This window comes from Stenotrophomonas sp. YJH_SMC_14-1, assembly GCF_059372275.1.
This window is the reverse complement of sequence record NZ_JCAFVK010000010.1, coordinates 57,762-71,116: the sequence shown is the minus strand read 5'-3', so window position 1 is coordinate 71,116 and position 13,355 is coordinate 57,762. Positions and strand designations below refer to the sequence as shown.

Annotated in this window: 11 protein-coding genes; 9 read left to right on the top strand and 2 right to left on the bottom strand. The window is 69.0% G+C overall.

The window, feature by feature from the left end:
• Positions 1–44 precede the first annotated feature (44 nt).
• Both AC5P9P_RS18045 and AC5P9P_RS18040 read right to left on the bottom strand, forming a co-directional pair.
• Positions 45–1,565, bottom strand: coding sequence for a thioredoxin family protein (locus AC5P9P_RS18045; protein WP_049403979.1), 1,521 nt, complete (start codon positions 1,563–1,565; stop codon positions 45–47).
• 149 nt (positions 1,566–1,714) lie between these two features.
• Complete coding sequence (locus tag AC5P9P_RS18040) at positions 1,715–2,164, bottom strand: GNAT family N-acetyltransferase (protein ID WP_049432206.1); 450 nt, start codon at positions 2,162–2,164, stop codon at positions 1,715–1,717.
• A 66-nt stretch (positions 2,165–2,230) separates the two neighbouring features.
• Here AC5P9P_RS18040 and AC5P9P_RS18035 point away from each other — a divergent pair, with 66 nt between their 5' ends.
• From AC5P9P_RS18035 to AC5P9P_RS17995, 9 genes are all read left to right on the top strand, one after another.
• On the top strand, positions 2,231–3,166 hold the full coding sequence (locus AC5P9P_RS18035) for a TIGR03571 family LLM class oxidoreductase (RefSeq protein ID WP_495232997.1): 936 nt from the start codon (positions 2,231–2,233) through the stop codon (positions 3,164–3,166).
• Positions 3,167–3,287: 121 nt separating this feature from the next.
• Complete coding sequence (locus AC5P9P_RS18030) at positions 3,288–3,599, top strand: DUF3817 domain-containing protein (protein ID WP_049403974.1); 312 nt, start codon at positions 3,288–3,290, stop codon at positions 3,597–3,599.
• A gap of 153 nt (positions 3,600–3,752) precedes the next feature.
• Positions 3,753–4,949, top strand: coding sequence for an MFS transporter (locus AC5P9P_RS18025; protein WP_049403972.1), 1,197 nt, complete (start codon positions 3,753–3,755; stop codon positions 4,947–4,949).
• Positions 4,946–6,139 carry an isochorismate synthase gene (locus tag AC5P9P_RS18020; RefSeq protein ID WP_049403971.1) on the top strand — a complete coding sequence of 398 codons (1,194 nt, stop codon included), beginning with the start codon at positions 4,946–4,948 and terminating at the stop codon, positions 6,137–6,139. Before AC5P9P_RS18025 ends, AC5P9P_RS18020 begins: the two co-directional genes overlap by 4 nt.
• Positions 6,136–7,788, top strand: coding sequence for a (2,3-dihydroxybenzoyl)adenylate synthase (locus tag AC5P9P_RS18015; RefSeq protein WP_005409949.1), 1,653 nt, complete (start codon positions 6,136–6,138; stop codon positions 7,786–7,788). Before AC5P9P_RS18020 ends, AC5P9P_RS18015 begins: the two co-directional genes overlap by 4 nt.
• Entirely contained in the window at positions 7,788–8,420 is a 633-nt protein-coding gene (locus tag AC5P9P_RS18010; RefSeq protein ID WP_033835614.1) for an isochorismatase family protein, read from the top strand. Before AC5P9P_RS18015 ends, AC5P9P_RS18010 begins: the two co-directional genes overlap by 1 nt.
• Entirely contained in the window at positions 8,420–8,677 is a 258-nt protein-coding gene (locus AC5P9P_RS18005) for a phosphopantetheine-binding protein (RefSeq protein ID WP_005409947.1), read from the top strand. Before AC5P9P_RS18010 ends, AC5P9P_RS18005 begins: the two co-directional genes overlap by 1 nt.
• Positions 8,674–12,564, top strand: coding sequence for an enterobactin synthase subunit F (locus tag AC5P9P_RS18000; protein WP_495232996.1), 3,891 nt, complete (start codon positions 8,674–8,676; stop codon positions 12,562–12,564). The genes AC5P9P_RS18005 and AC5P9P_RS18000 overlap by 4 nt, the downstream gene beginning before the upstream one ends.
• On the top strand, positions 12,555–13,313 hold the full coding sequence (locus AC5P9P_RS17995) for a 2,3-dihydro-2,3-dihydroxybenzoate dehydrogenase (protein WP_495232995.1): 759 nt from the start codon (positions 12,555–12,557) through the stop codon (positions 13,311–13,313). Before AC5P9P_RS18000 ends, AC5P9P_RS17995 begins: the two co-directional genes overlap by 10 nt.
• Positions 13,314–13,355: the final 42 nt, after the last annotated feature.

Below are 13,355 nucleotides of genomic sequence, written 5' to 3'. Positions count from 1 at the left end.
GAATCCTCACCGCCGCGGTGACGTGCCCGCCGCCAGCGTTTTCATCAACTCAACCAATCCTTGCACGCGCCATCCACCTGATCGCCGCAGGCCTGCTGCATCCGCTGCTGCAGTCGCGCCAGTGTTTCGGCGCCCTGGTGCTTGCCGCTCCACGTCTTCAACTGCCCGGCCAAGCGCTCGAAGCGCTGGCGGGTGCGCTGGTGGTAGCCCGACGGCTGCGCTTCCAGTTCGGCGATCAGCGAGGCCGTGGCCTGCTCGATGCGTGGTGCGTCGTCCGGCGCCAGCTTCAGCAGGCCCTCCACGTACAGCACGCCCCACTGCACGCGGGTGGCCGGGCCCTGCGCGCCATCGTAGGCACGCTTCAGCCACTCCAGTGCCCCGGCGGTGTCGCCGCGCTGTTCGGCCAGCTCGGCCAGCTCGGGCATGTAGTAGTACGGCTGTTCGCTGCGCTTCAGCTCGGCCAGCAACAGCGCTTCGGCGCCCGCGTCGTCGCCGACCTCGCGCAGGGCATAAACCGCGCTGCTGATCGTGGCCTGGCGTGCATGCGCATCGGTGGCGGCGGCATCGGCAGCGGCCACGCGCTGCTTGACCCGATCAACCAGGGCCACGGGCAGTGCGCCCTTCGGCTGCTGCTGGCGGGCCAGCGATACTTCGGTCAGCGCACGCGACAACGCGTCGTCGGCGCGGTCACCGCGCTCGGCATCTGCGCGCTCCAGTGCGACCAGCAGCTGCTGCCCAAGCGTGTTGCTGGTGGCTGGGCCGGCGCTGGCCTGCTTGACCAGCGAGGCGCCCGCGTAGCCCAGCAGTTCGCGGTTGCGACGGACTTCCGCCGGTTGCGCCAGTACTGCCTGCAGCAGCTCACGTACCTCGGTAGGCGAGGCATCAGGCTTTTCAGCCGTTGCCAGGGCGAGCAGGGCGAAGCGGCGTTGCAGGGCGGCATCCGGTGCCGCCTTGGACAGCTGGCGCAGCACATCCTGGCTCTTGCGCTCGTCGGCCAGGCGGTTGGCGTCGACTTCCCAGCCGTAGTCGCCCAGCACCTGCCAGTCTTCGGCGGCCAGGCGGTCCGGCGTCGCCAGCGCGGTGGCCAAGGTGGCGGCGACGGCACTGCGGCGGCCTGCGGCAACGGTCAGTGCACGGGTCAGTTCGGCGGCGTCGTTGCCGCCGGCCACGCGGGTGATTTCGTTGCGCTGTGGGTCCAGCACGATCAGGGTCGGATAGCCGCGTACGCCGAAGCGCTCACCCCAGGCCTGCGCTCCTTCCTCGTCGCCATCCAGATAGACGGGCACGAATTTGCTGGTCAGCGCGATGAAGGCCGGGTCCTTGAACAGGCCCGCCTTGAGCTGGTTGCACGGCGGGCACCAGACCGCGCCCCAGTACAGCAGCACCGGCTTGCCGCTGTCGGCGGCTTCGGCGAAGGCATCGTCCACATCGCCCTGGCGCCAGGCGATTCCCTTGGCCGGCGCAGGTGCCTCGGCGGAGTTGGCGGTGGAAACCGGGGCCGGGGTGCAGGCGCTCAGCGCCGAAGCCAGCAGCAACACGGAAAGCGCGACGCGCATCAGCAGCATCTCGAAGGGCAGGGTGACAGGCCATTGTAGGAACCGCCGGGGAGCCCGCTGATTCAGTTTGCTCATGACGGGCGTGCTGCAGGGCATAACGCCCACCGGGCATTGCCGGGCATTGCCGGGCATTGCCGGGCAACGCCGGGCGGTTGCCTTCAGACCGCTGCCCGCACCATCTGCTGATACACCAACCCATTGAACTCGCCGACGTCACCGTCCAGCGCGAAGCCATAGCGCAGGTAGGTCGGCACTGCATTGAGCGAAGCGCGCACGGTCAGGACCGGCTCGCGCACCTGTGGAAGCACCGCCTCGAACAAAGCATGGCCAATGCCCTGGCGCTGGCAGGCGGGATCGACGAACAGCATCGCAAGGTGCCGGCCCTCCTTCAGTTCGATCACGCCGACGACACGGCCGTTCTGCTCTGCCACCAGGATGTGGTTGTCGCCCTGCAGGCGCGCGCCGAATGCTTCGGCAGCGGCGACACTGCCGAAGGTGGCGATGCCGGCCGCGCTGAGCGAAGGCGCGACCGCCGCAGTGAACGCAGCCAGGCACACCGCACTGATCGCGGGCAGGTCATCGACGTGGGCAGGGCGGATCGTCGGCATGCAGTGTTCTTCCGGTAGTGGGCGGCACGTCATCGTTGCCGCAGGCCTGCACGCTAAGCTGGCGGCATGAGTGATTTCAATCCTGCTTACGCTGCCTTGTTTCCGCAACAGGGCCTGAGCCTGGGCCTGATGACGCCTGTCGCCGCGCATGGACTGGCCGATCCGCATGAGGCGCGGCGCATTGCGCGACTGGCCGATGATCTGGGCTTTGCTGCATTGTGGACGCGTGATGTACCACTGATGGTGCCGCAGGGTCCGGACGAGACAGCAAGCGCGCTGGATGACCCGTTTCTGTGGCTGGGCATGCTGGCTGCCGCGACCGGACGCATCGTGGTAGGCAGCGCGGCCATCGTGCTGCCATTGCGGCAGCCGCTGCAGGTGGCGAAGTCGGCCTTGAGCCTGGACCGGATCAGCGGCGGACGGTTCGTGCTGGGCCTGGGTTCGGGGGACCGCCCGGAAGAGTTCGCCGCATTCGGCGAGGATCTGGAGGGCAGGGCGGCGACCTTCCGTGCGCGTTGGACCTTGTTGCGCGCGGCGCTGTCACCGGAGGCCGATGAGCGGACCGCCGTACTGCAGGCGACGGGTGGCTTCGACGTGCTGCCGGCGCCGGCAACCCGCATCCCGATGCTGGTGGTGGGTACCGCGCGGCAGAGCCTGCAGTGGATCGCGCGCGAGGCTGAAGGCTGGGCCACCTATCATCGCGAGGAGGCCGCGCAGGAAGGACGCATCGGCCTGTGGCAGCAGGCGCTGGTGCAGCGTGGTGGGCCAGGCAAGCCGTTCGTGCAGTCGATGCTGCTGGACCTGCAGGCCGATCCGCAGGCGCCAGCCGAGCCGCTGCCGCTGGGCCTGAAGGTCGGCCGCGATGGCCTGCGTGACTACCTGCTGCGCGTGCATGCGCAGGGCGTGGCGCACGTGATGTTCAACCTGGTCGACAACGGGCGGCCGATGGACGCGGTGCTGCGTGAGATCGGGGAGCACGTTCTGCCACACGCGCTCCGGTAGCTGTCCACCTCGGTGGGCTCCAGCGGTCGAGCACGGCTCGACTCTACATGGGGTTCGCATCTGCGTATCATTCGCATTTGATACCCCGATGCCGGAGCCCCGCGTGACCCAACGTTCCCCCATGCACCCGACCGGACGTCTGTTCGCCGCGGTCGCTTTCATCGAGGCCGTGACCTGGGCCGGCCTGCTCATCGGCATGTGGATGAAGTACGGCCCGATGGCCAACGTGGCGCTGGTGAAGGTGTTCGGGCCGCTGCACGGCGTGGCCTTCCTGGTCTATGTGGCAGTCACCCTGTTCGCGGCGGTGCGCCTGCGCTGGCCGTGGTGGGCCAGTGCCCTGGCCCTGTTGGCGGCGATCCCGCCGCTGGTGACGCTGCCGCTGGAGTGGTGGTTCAAGCGCCGTGGCCTGCTCGGCCTGCGTGCAATGCGCTGAAGCCGCTGTTGCATGCCCATTCAAGAGAATGGGTATCAAATGCAAATACGAGCCGTTATCATTTAAGGGTGGTGCCTGGTCCTGAGCAGGGCCGGTGCCGGGTGGGGCGCGCAGGTGCGCCTGGCCATCCTTTCCTGTTACGGCTGGTGTTCCATGCATGCACGTCCCGTCGTTCCCGGCTTGCCGGCGCTGGTGTTGGCTGCCCTGATCGGCACCATGGCGATGATGTCCTTCGTCGCCGTGATCGGCCCGGTGGTCCGCATGCTCGGCTTGTCCGAGTGGCATGCCGGCCTGTCGGTCACCGCCGCAGGTGTGTTGTGGATGCTGGCCGCGCGCCCCTGGGGCCAGCTCAGCGACCGCATTGGGCGCAAGCGCGTGCTGATCCTGGCGATGAGTGCCTATACGGCGGTCTACATCGCACTGGCGGTGTTCATCGACGTCGCCCTGCAGGCGGTGCCGCCGGTACTGATGTCGGTGCTGGTGCTGGTGGGCGCGCGCGGCTTGATCGGGCTGTTCTACGCGGCCGTGCCGCCCACGGCCGCTGCGCTGATTGCCGACAAGGCACCGACCGGGCAGCGCGCCAGTTTCCTCGCCCGGCTGGGCAGTGCCAACGCGCTGGGCATGGTACTGGGTCCGGCCGCTGCCGGCTGGCTGGCCTATACCAATCTTTCGCTGGCGCTGTACGTGGCCGCGTTGCTGCCGTTGCTGGCACTGGCATTGCTGGCCTGGCGGCTGCCGGCTACACCACCGGTGGTGGGCGCGTCCGCACAGCGCCGCACGCCGATGAGCCGTCTCGACGCGCGCCTGCGCCTGCCGCAGCTGGCAGCGTTCATCGCGATGGTCTCGGTGACCATCGCGCAGGTCACGGTCGGCTTCTTCGCGATTGATCGCCTGGGCCTGGATGCGGCGGCCGGTGCACGCATGGCCGGCATCGCACTTACCGCCGTTGGTGTCGGCCTGATCCTGGCGCAGGCGCTGGTGATGAAGCTGGAGGTACATCCACGCCGTTGGATCGTCCTTGGCGCCCTGATTTCCGGCATTGGCTTTGCTTCGGTGGCGGGCGTGCAGCAGGGCTGGCAGTTGCCGGCGGCGTACGCGTTGGCCGCGTTTGGCATGGGCTTCGTATTCCCCTCGTTCCAGGCGCTGGCCGCCGATGCGGTGGAGGCGCACGAGCAGGGCGCCGCCGCCGGCACCGTCGCTGCCGCGCAGGGGCTGGGCATGGTGGCCGGGCCGATGCTCGGCACGCTGTTGTATCGCGGCGGGCCAAGCCTGCCTTACCTGCTGGTCGGTGCGCTGCTGCTGTTGCTGTGCGCGCTGGCTGCAGCGCATCGGATGAAGGAGACCCCATGAACGATTCCCTGATGCAGGGCGCGTGGCCGGAGGCTGCGCCAGCGCCGCTGGACAGCACCGACGACGCGTCGCTGTTCCTGCTGCAGCATGCCGGCCAGCACGTGCATGCACGCGGCTGCCGCGCCACGCTGCCGGCCGGTGCACTGGCGACATTGGCAGAACGCGTCTCGGCGTTCTTTGCCCGGCAGCGTGGCGGCCCGGGCCTGCTGGTTGGCGCAGTGCCGTTCGAACCGCGTGCGGACGATGCGCTGTTCCAGCCCGAGCGCCTGCTGCCGGCGCTGGCACTGCAGCCGCAGGCCGCACCGCCGCTGGACGGTGCCCTGCGCGCCGAGCCTGCGCCGCAGGACTATGCGTCAGCGGTTGCCGCGGCGGTGCAGGTACTGCGCGCGCCCGAACTGAGCCTGCAGAAGGTGGTGCTGGCGCGCAGCCTGCTGGCACGCACCCGCCAGGCGCTGTCTCCGGACGTGCTGCTGGCACGCCTGGGCGCGGATCCGTCGGTGGCGACCTACGCGGTGCCGTTGCCGGTGGAGCTGGGCCAGGCACCGGCCTGGCTGGTGGGGGCGACGCCGGAGCTGCTGCTGCGCAAGCGCGGCGCCGAGCTGTTGTCGCATCCGCTGGCCGGTTCCGCGCGGCGCAGCGCCGATGCCGCCGAGGACGAGCGTGCGGCGCAGGCGCTGCTGGCCTCGGCCAAGGACCACGACGAGCACCGCCACGTGGTCGAAGCCATCGTCGAGGGCCTGGCACCGTACTGCAGCCACATCGATGCGCAGCCGCGCCCGGTGCTGCATGCCACCGCCAGCATGTGGCACCTGGGCACCCGCATCCACGCCACCCTGAAGGATCCGCAGGCGTCTGCCGCCGAACTGCTGGCGCAGCTGCACCCCACGCCGGCAGTCTGCGGTACGCCACGGTTGGCGGCGCTGCAGCGCATCCGCGAGCTGGAACCGGTGCCGCGCGGCTTCTACGCCGGTGCCGTGGGCTGGTTGGACGCGCAGGGTGACGGCGACTGGTACGTGGCGATCCGCTGCGCGCGCCTGCAGGGCACGCAGCTGCGCCTGTATGCCGGTGCCGGCATCGTCGCCGAGTCACACCCCGAGGCCGAGGTGGCCGAAACCGCAGCGAAGTTCGCTGCCCTGTTGAACGCGCTGGGTGTCCATGAATCCGCGCCCGCCATCGAGCCTGCCGCATGAGTACCTCCACTGACTCTTCCCGCCTGCCACTGCAGCAGGTGTGGCCCGACACGCTGGTGGCGCGCTATCGCGAAGCCGGTCACTGGCGTGGCGAGACCTTCCCGGGTTTCCTGCGCGAGCGTGCAGAACGCTACGCCGATGACATCGCGGTAGTCGCCGGCGACGTACGCCTGAGCTATGCGCAGCTGTGGAATGAGGCAGGCCGCATCGGTGCGGGCCTGCTGGCGCTTGGCCTGCAGCCTGGCGAACGGGTGCTGGTGCAGCTGGGCAATACCGCCGGGTTCATCACCATGGTCTGCGGCCTGTTCCGCGCCGGCCTGGTGCCGGTGTATGCGTTGCCGGCGCACCGCATCACCGAGCTGGTCCACTTCGCCAGCAAGGCGGAAGCCAGTGCCTACATCACCACCGCACTGCACGATGGCTTCGATCATCGCGCGTTGGCAAGGGCGCTGCAGGCCGAAGTGCCGGCGGTTCGCCATGTGGTGATCGACGGCGATGCGGCGGAGTTCATCGCGCTGGAGGCACTGCAGGGCGATCGCAGCCAGCTGCCGTCCGATCCGGACCCGCAGTCGGTGGCGTTCCTGCAGATATCCGGAGGCAGCACCGGGCTGTCCAAGCTGATTCCGCGTACCCACGACGACTACATCTACTCGTTCCGCGCCAGCAATGACCTCTGCGGCATCGACCGCGACAGCGTCTATCTGGTCGCGCTGCCGGCCGCGCACAATTTCCCGATGAGTTCGCCGGGCTTCTTCGGCGCACTGTATGCCGGCGCCCGCGTGGTGCTCAGTCCCGGCCCCGGTCCGGATGCGGCCTTCCCGCTGATCGCCCGCGAGCAGGTGACCTGCTGCGGGCTGGTGCCGCCGCTGGCGTTGCTGTGGGCACAGGCCGCCGCCACCAGCAAGCATGATCTGTCCAGCCTGCAGGTACTGCAGGTAGGCGGCGCCAAACTGGTGCCGGAAGCCGCACGACGGGTGATCGATGGCCTTGGCTGCACGCTGCAGCAGGTGTTCGGCATGGCCGAAGGCCTGGTCAACTACACACGGCTGGATGACCCGGAGGAACTGATCGTGGCCTGCCAGGGCAGGCCGATCAGTCCGGATGATGAAGTGCGCGTGGTCGATGATCACGACCAGCCGGTGGCCGAAGGCGAGGTAGGGCATCTGCTCACCCGTGGGCCGTACACCATCCGCGGCTACCACAACGACGCGGTGGCCAATGCGCGCTCGTTCACCGATGACGGCTTCTATCGTACCGGTGACCGTGTGCAGCAGCTGCCCGGAGGCTACCTGGTGGTGCAGGGCCGCGCCGGTGACCACATCAACCGTGCCGGCGAGAAGATCTCCGCCGAAGAGATCGAAGATCACCTGCTGGCCCACCCCGGTGTGTTCGATGCGGCCGTGGTCTCCATTCCCGACGAGTATCTGGGCGAGCGCAGCTGTGCCTTCGTGATTCCGCAGGGCGAACCGTTCAAGGCGCCGGCGCTGAAGTCCTGGATGCGCGGGCGCGGCCTGGCGGCGTTCAAGGTGCCCGACCAGGTCGTGTTCGTCGACAGTTTCGATACCACCGCGGTCGGCAAGATCAGCCGCCGCGAACTGCGCGCGCAGTTGCGTGCGCGTCATCTGCAACAGACAGGAGGAACGCGCTGATGGCGCTGCCCCGTATCACCGATTACCCCTTGCCGACCGCCGCCGAACTGCCGCAGGCACGCGGCCCGTGGCGCCCGCAGCGCGATCGTGTCGCCTTGCTGGTGCACGACATGCAGCGCTACTTCCTGGCCGCATTCGACGCCGGCAATGCACCGCTGCGGCCGGCCGTGGACAACATCGCACGCCTTCTGGCGCATTGCCGCGCGCGCGGTATTCCGGTGTTCTACACCGCCCAGCATGGCGACCAGGATCGCCGTGACCGTGGCCTGCAGGCCGACCTGTGGGGACCGGGCATGCGCCGCAGCGCCGACCATGAACCGATCATCGACGCGCTGGCACCGCAGCCGGGCGAGCACGTGCTAGTCAAGCACCGTTACAGTGCGTTCCAGCGCAGCAACCTGGAGACGCTGATGCGGGTGCGTGGCCGCGACCAGTTGCTGGTGACCGGCGTGTACGCCCATATCGGCTGCACCGCGACCGTGGTCGAGGCGTTCCAGCGTGATATCGAGGCCTTCATTGCCGCCGATGCCGTGGCGGACTTCTCGCGCGCCGATCACGATCAGGCGCTGCATTGGATCGCACGCACCTGTGGCGTGCCGATGACCACCGACCAGTTGCTGGAGGTGCTGTGATGGCTGCCACCGCTGAGATGCTGGATCTGGAGCGGATGCGTGCCGACGTGGCGCGCGTTCTGGAATGTACGCCGGCCGAGATCGGTGACGACGACAACCTGATCGACCTGGACCTGGACTCGATGCGCATGCTCGGCCTGGTCCTGGCCTGGGGCAACACCGGCCTGCCGATTGAGTTCTCGCAGTTGGCCGAGCACACCACGCTGCGCCAGTGGTGGAACGTGGTGCAGACGCTGCAGGCCGCGCAGAACGCATGAACGCCGTCGCGCTGGCCACGCCGGTGGCATTGACCGAGGCCCAGGCTGGACTGTGGTTCGCACAGCGGTTGGCACCGGACAACCCGTCATTCAATACCGCGCACGCGGTGTGGATCGACGGCCCGCTGGACGTGGCCGCGTTCGTCGCAGCGGCAGACCAGGCTGCGGGCGAGGCCGAGGCCTTTGCACTGCGCTTTGCCGAAGGGGCCGATGGCCAGCCGCTGCAGTGGCATGACCCGGCGCACGTGCCGCTGCTTTCGGTACGTGATGTTTCCGCCGAGGCGGACGCTGCTGCTGCGGCACGCAGCCTGATGCACGCCGACCGGATGAGCCCGGTCGACCCCACCCGCGACCGGATCAGCCAGCAGGTGCTGCTTGAGCTGGGCGGGCAGCGCTGGGTCTGGTACCTGCGGGTGCATCATCTGGCCGCCGATGGCTACGGCATGGCGCTGTTCACTGATCGCGTGTGCGCGTTGTACGCCGGCCGCATGGGTGAGCCACTGCCGGGGCTGGCGGGCGTGCTGGCCGATGATGCCGCTTATCGTGCCGATCCGCGCCGCGCGCTGGCCGGGCAGTGGTGGCGTGAGCACATGCAGGGCGCACCGGCAGGCGTGGGCCTGGCCGGCACGCTCGCGGCCAGTGACGACGCGCTGCGCTGGGTGCAGCCGCTCGATGCGGCCTTCCGTGAGCAGCTGCTGCAGGCATCGGTGCGTTGGCTGCAGCCCTGGCCGGATGTGCTGGCCGCGTTGTCGGCCGAGTACCTGCGGCGGATGAGCGCGGCCGATGAAGTGGTGCTGGGCGTGCCCTACATGGGGCGGCTCGGCAACGCGTCGGCGCGGGTGCCGGCGATGGTGATGAATGTGTTGCCGCTGCGCGTGGCGGCCGGCGAGGGCAGCGTGGAGGCCTTCACCCGCGGCCTGGGCCGGCAGCTCAGCCAGGGTCGCAAGCACGGCCGTTACCGCGGTGAGCAGCTGCGCCGGGACCTGGGCCTGGTCGGCGCGCAGCAGCGCCTGCACGGTCCGCTGGTGAATGTGCAGCCGTTCTACAAGGCGCTGACGCTGGCCGGCGTGCAGGCGACGCTGGAGGTGCTGTGCACCGGGCCGGTGGATGACCTGACGCTGGGCTTCCGTGGCGATGGCCAGTCGCTGCTGGATCTGGAAATCGAGGCCAATCCCGCGCTGTACAGTCGCGAGGATGTCGAGGCGCACGCAGCGCGGCTGCTGCATTTCGTATCGGCGGCGCTGCAGGCTGACGATATCGCAGCCGTGCCCCTTGCGACGCCCGAGGAGGCGCAGCAGGTGCTGCAGGAATTCAACGCCACCGCGCACGCACTGCCGGAGACGACCCTGGTCGAGCTGCTGCAGCAGGGCATGGATCGGGACCCACACGCGCCTGCGCTGGTGTTCGGCGACGCTGCTTTGGATTACGCAACGCTGGAAGCGCGCAGTTTCGCGCTGGCGGCGCAGCTGCGGGCGATGGATGTCGGCCCGGGCAGCGTGGTGGCGGTGGCATTGCCGCGCTCGCTGGAGCTGGTGATCGCGCTGGTCGCGGTGCTGCGCGCAGGCGCGGCCTATCTTCCGCTGGACCTTGCCCATCCCGATGAGCGACTGGCGCGTATTCTCGCCTCGGCACAGCCTGTGTGCGTACTGGCTGCGGCCGAGGATTCGGCGCGCATGGCTGGCGTACCGATGCTCGCGCCGGAACAGTGGACCGCGCTGAGCTTCGCCGCGCCATGGGCCGATCCGGCGCCCAGCGATGCGGCCTATGTGATCTACACCTCCGGTTCGACCGGAGAGCCGAAGGGCGTGGTCATCGAACACCGTGCCATCGTCAACCGCCTGCTGTGGATGCGCGAGCACTACGGCATCCGCGCCGATGACCGCGTGCTGCAGAAGACCCCGGCCACCTTCGATGTCTCGGTCTGGGAGTTCTTCCTGCCGCTGCTGTGTGGAGCCACGCTGGTGGTCGCCGGGCCGGACGCGCATCGTGATCCTACCGAACTGGCGCGCTTGATCCGTGGGCATGGCGTCACCACGGCGCATTTCGTGCCGTCGATGCTCGATGCCTTCCTCGCCTCACCAGCCTCCGAGGGCCTGCAGCTGCGCCGCGTGTTCACCAGTGGCGAAGCGCTGGACGCATCGCTGCGCGATCGTTTCCACACGCGTGTGCACGCAGAACTGCATAACCTGTATGGCCCGACCGAAGCTGCGGTGGATGTCAGCTACTGGCCGGCGTCGGCGCAGGATCGCTCGCGGCCGGTGCCGATCGGATTCCCGGTCTGGAACACCCGCCTGTACGTGCTGGACGCGCGGATGCAGCCGGTGCCGATAGGCGTGGCCGGTGACCTGTACCTGGGGGGCGTGCAGCTGGCACGTGGCTATCTCGGTCGCGACGATCTGACCGCCGAACGCTTCCTTGCCGATCCTTTCCTGCCGGGCGAGCGTATCTACCGCGCCGGCGACGTGGCACGCTGGCGGCGCGATGGCGCGGTCGAGTACCTGGGCCGCAGCGACCACCAGGTGAAACTGCGCGGCCTGCGCATCGAGCTGGGCGAGATCGAGGCGTCACTGCGCGAGCTGCCTGGCATGGAGCGGGTGGAAGTGCTGCTGCGCCAGGACGCGCCCGGCGATGCTCGGTTGGTGGCCTATGTGCCAGCGGCGCTTGCCGATGCCGTAACGCTGCGCAGCCACCTGGCCACGCGTGTGCCGGACTACATGGTGCCCTCGGCGTTTGTCGGCGTGGACCACTGGCCCGTGACCGCCAACGGCAAGCTCGATCGCAACGCCTTGCCGAAACCACCGCAACTTGAAGTTGCCGGATTGGCACCGCGCACGCCGTTGGAACAGGAACTGGCGTTGCTGTTTGCCCAGGCACTCAGGCGTGAAGTGCCAGTTGCGGTGGATGCGGATTTCTTCAGTCTCGGCGGTGATTCGCTGTCGGCGGTGCACCTGCTGCTGGCGATCGAACAGCGCTGGCGCTGCGATCTGGGTCTGGGGGCCTTGTTTGCGCAGCCCACCGTGGCCGCACTGGCCGTACGCATTGCCGAGCCGCCCGCGCTGGCCGATCACGCCCTGGGGCCAGTGATCGCGCTGGCCGCGACCGACGCTGCCGGGCCCACGCCGCTGTTCGTGCTGCACCCGGCCGGGGGCATCGCCTGGAACTACCGCACCCTGGCCAGGGCACTGCAGCCGGCACGCCCGGTGTATGGCCTGCAGTCGCCGGCACTGGATGCGCGGCAACCACTGCCGAGCAGCATCGAGGCGATGGCCAACGACTACGTACAGCGCGTGGTCGCATTGCAGCCGAAGGGGCCGGTGCATCTGCTGGGCTGGTCGGTGGGCGGCATCCTCGCCCAGGCGATGGCGGTGCGCCTGCATGAGATCGGCCGCGACGTCGGCGAGCTGGTACTGCTGGACGCCTATCCCAGCGAGTGCTGGCGGGCCGAGCCGGAACCCGATGCCATCGCTGCATTGCGGGCACTGCTGGCGATTGCCGGTCATGACCCGGATGCGCATCCGGAACTGGACAGCCGTGAACGCATTCTGGCGTTCCTGCGACGTGGCGGTAGTGCACTCGGCAGCCTGCCGGATGTGGTGCTCGATGGCGTGGTGCGCGCAGTGACCGGCACCAATCGACTGATCCGCGAACACATTCACCAACCGTTCGACGGCACGCTGGTGCACGTCCGCGCGGGCCGGGATCATCAGGCGCGGCCACAGCTGCAGTCGGCGTTGTGGCGGACCCACGCGCGCAAGGTGCAGGCCTTGGAACTGCCGTTCCTGCACGCCGAGCTGACCGGCCGCGATGCGGTGGCGCAGCTGGCGCCGTGGTTGTCGGCGCGACTGCGCCAATGGGATGAGCAACAGGAGATCGCAACATGCAGTTGACCGGCTTTGAAGGCCGCGTGGCACTGGTGACCGGTGCCGCTGGCGGCATCGGCGAGGCACTGGTAAGGCTGTTGGCCGAGGCCGGCTGCACCGTGGTGGCGACCGATCGCGAGACGCCACACGTGGCCGATACGCGGGTCAGGTCGTTCGCACTCGACGTGACCGACAGTGCGGCCGTCGGCGCCTTGGTGGATCGGGTCGAGTCCAGCATCGGACCGATCATGCTGGCCGCCAGCGTGGCCGGTGTGCTGCACATGGGCGGCGTGACCGAGACCGGCGATGACGACTGGCGCCGGGTGTTCGCGGTGAACACCGACGGCGTGTTCCATGTCGGGCGTGCCTTGGCGCGGGTGATGTCGCCGCGCCAGCGGGGCGCGATCGTCACCGTCAGTTCGAATGCCGCCGGCGTGCCGCGGCACGGCATGGCCGCCTATGCCGCGTCCAAGGCCGCCGCCACCATGTTCACCCGCTGCCTCGGGCTGGAGCTGGCGCCGCTGGGCATCCGCTGCAACATCGTCGCCCCGGGGTCCACGTTGACCCCGATGCAGACCGGCATGTGGCAGGACGCGCACGGTGCCGAGCGGGTGATCGCCGGCAGCCTGGAGACGTACAAGGCCGGCATCCCGCTGCGCAAGCTGGCCACCCCCGAGGACATCGCGCACTCGGTGATGTTCCTGCTCTCCGAACAGGCCGGGCATGTGGCGATGAGCGACCTGTACGTGGACGGCGGCGCCACCCTGCGCGGCTGAGCCCCGACCGCCGCCTGCGGGCAATGGTAGTGCCGGCCGCTG

Excerpts from the sequence above, each read along its gene's own strand:
- AC5P9P_RS18045 (WP_049403979.1), bottom strand. The coding sequence starts at position 1,565 with ATGCTGCTGATGCGCGTCGCGCTTTCCGTGTTGCTGCTGGCTTCGGCG.
- AC5P9P_RS18040 (WP_049432206.1), bottom strand. The coding sequence starts at position 2,164 with ATGCCGACGATCCGCCCTGCCCACGTCGATGACCTGCCCGCGATCAGT.
- AC5P9P_RS18035 (WP_495232997.1), top strand. The coding sequence starts at position 2,231 with ATGAGTGATTTCAATCCTGCTTACGCTGCCTTGTTTCCGCAACAGGGC.
- AC5P9P_RS18030 (WP_049403974.1), top strand. The coding sequence starts at position 3,288 with ATGCACCCGACCGGACGTCTGTTCGCCGCGGTCGCTTTCATCGAGGCC.
- AC5P9P_RS18025 (WP_049403972.1), top strand. The coding sequence starts at position 3,753 with ATGCATGCACGTCCCGTCGTTCCCGGCTTGCCGGCGCTGGTGTTGGCT.
- AC5P9P_RS18020 (WP_049403971.1), top strand. The coding sequence starts at position 4,946 with ATGAACGATTCCCTGATGCAGGGCGCGTGGCCGGAGGCTGCGCCAGCG.
- AC5P9P_RS18015 (WP_005409949.1), top strand. The coding sequence starts at position 6,136 with ATGAGTACCTCCACTGACTCTTCCCGCCTGCCACTGCAGCAGGTGTGG.
- AC5P9P_RS18010 (WP_033835614.1), top strand. The coding sequence starts at position 7,788 with ATGGCGCTGCCCCGTATCACCGATTACCCCTTGCCGACCGCCGCCGAA.
- AC5P9P_RS18005 (WP_005409947.1), top strand. The coding sequence starts at position 8,420 with ATGGCTGCCACCGCTGAGATGCTGGATCTGGAGCGGATGCGTGCCGAC.
- AC5P9P_RS18000 (WP_495232996.1), top strand. The coding sequence starts at position 8,674 with ATGAACGCCGTCGCGCTGGCCACGCCGGTGGCATTGACCGAGGCCCAG.
- AC5P9P_RS17995 (WP_495232995.1), top strand. The coding sequence starts at position 12,555 with ATGCAGTTGACCGGCTTTGAAGGCCGCGTGGCACTGGTGACCGGTGCC.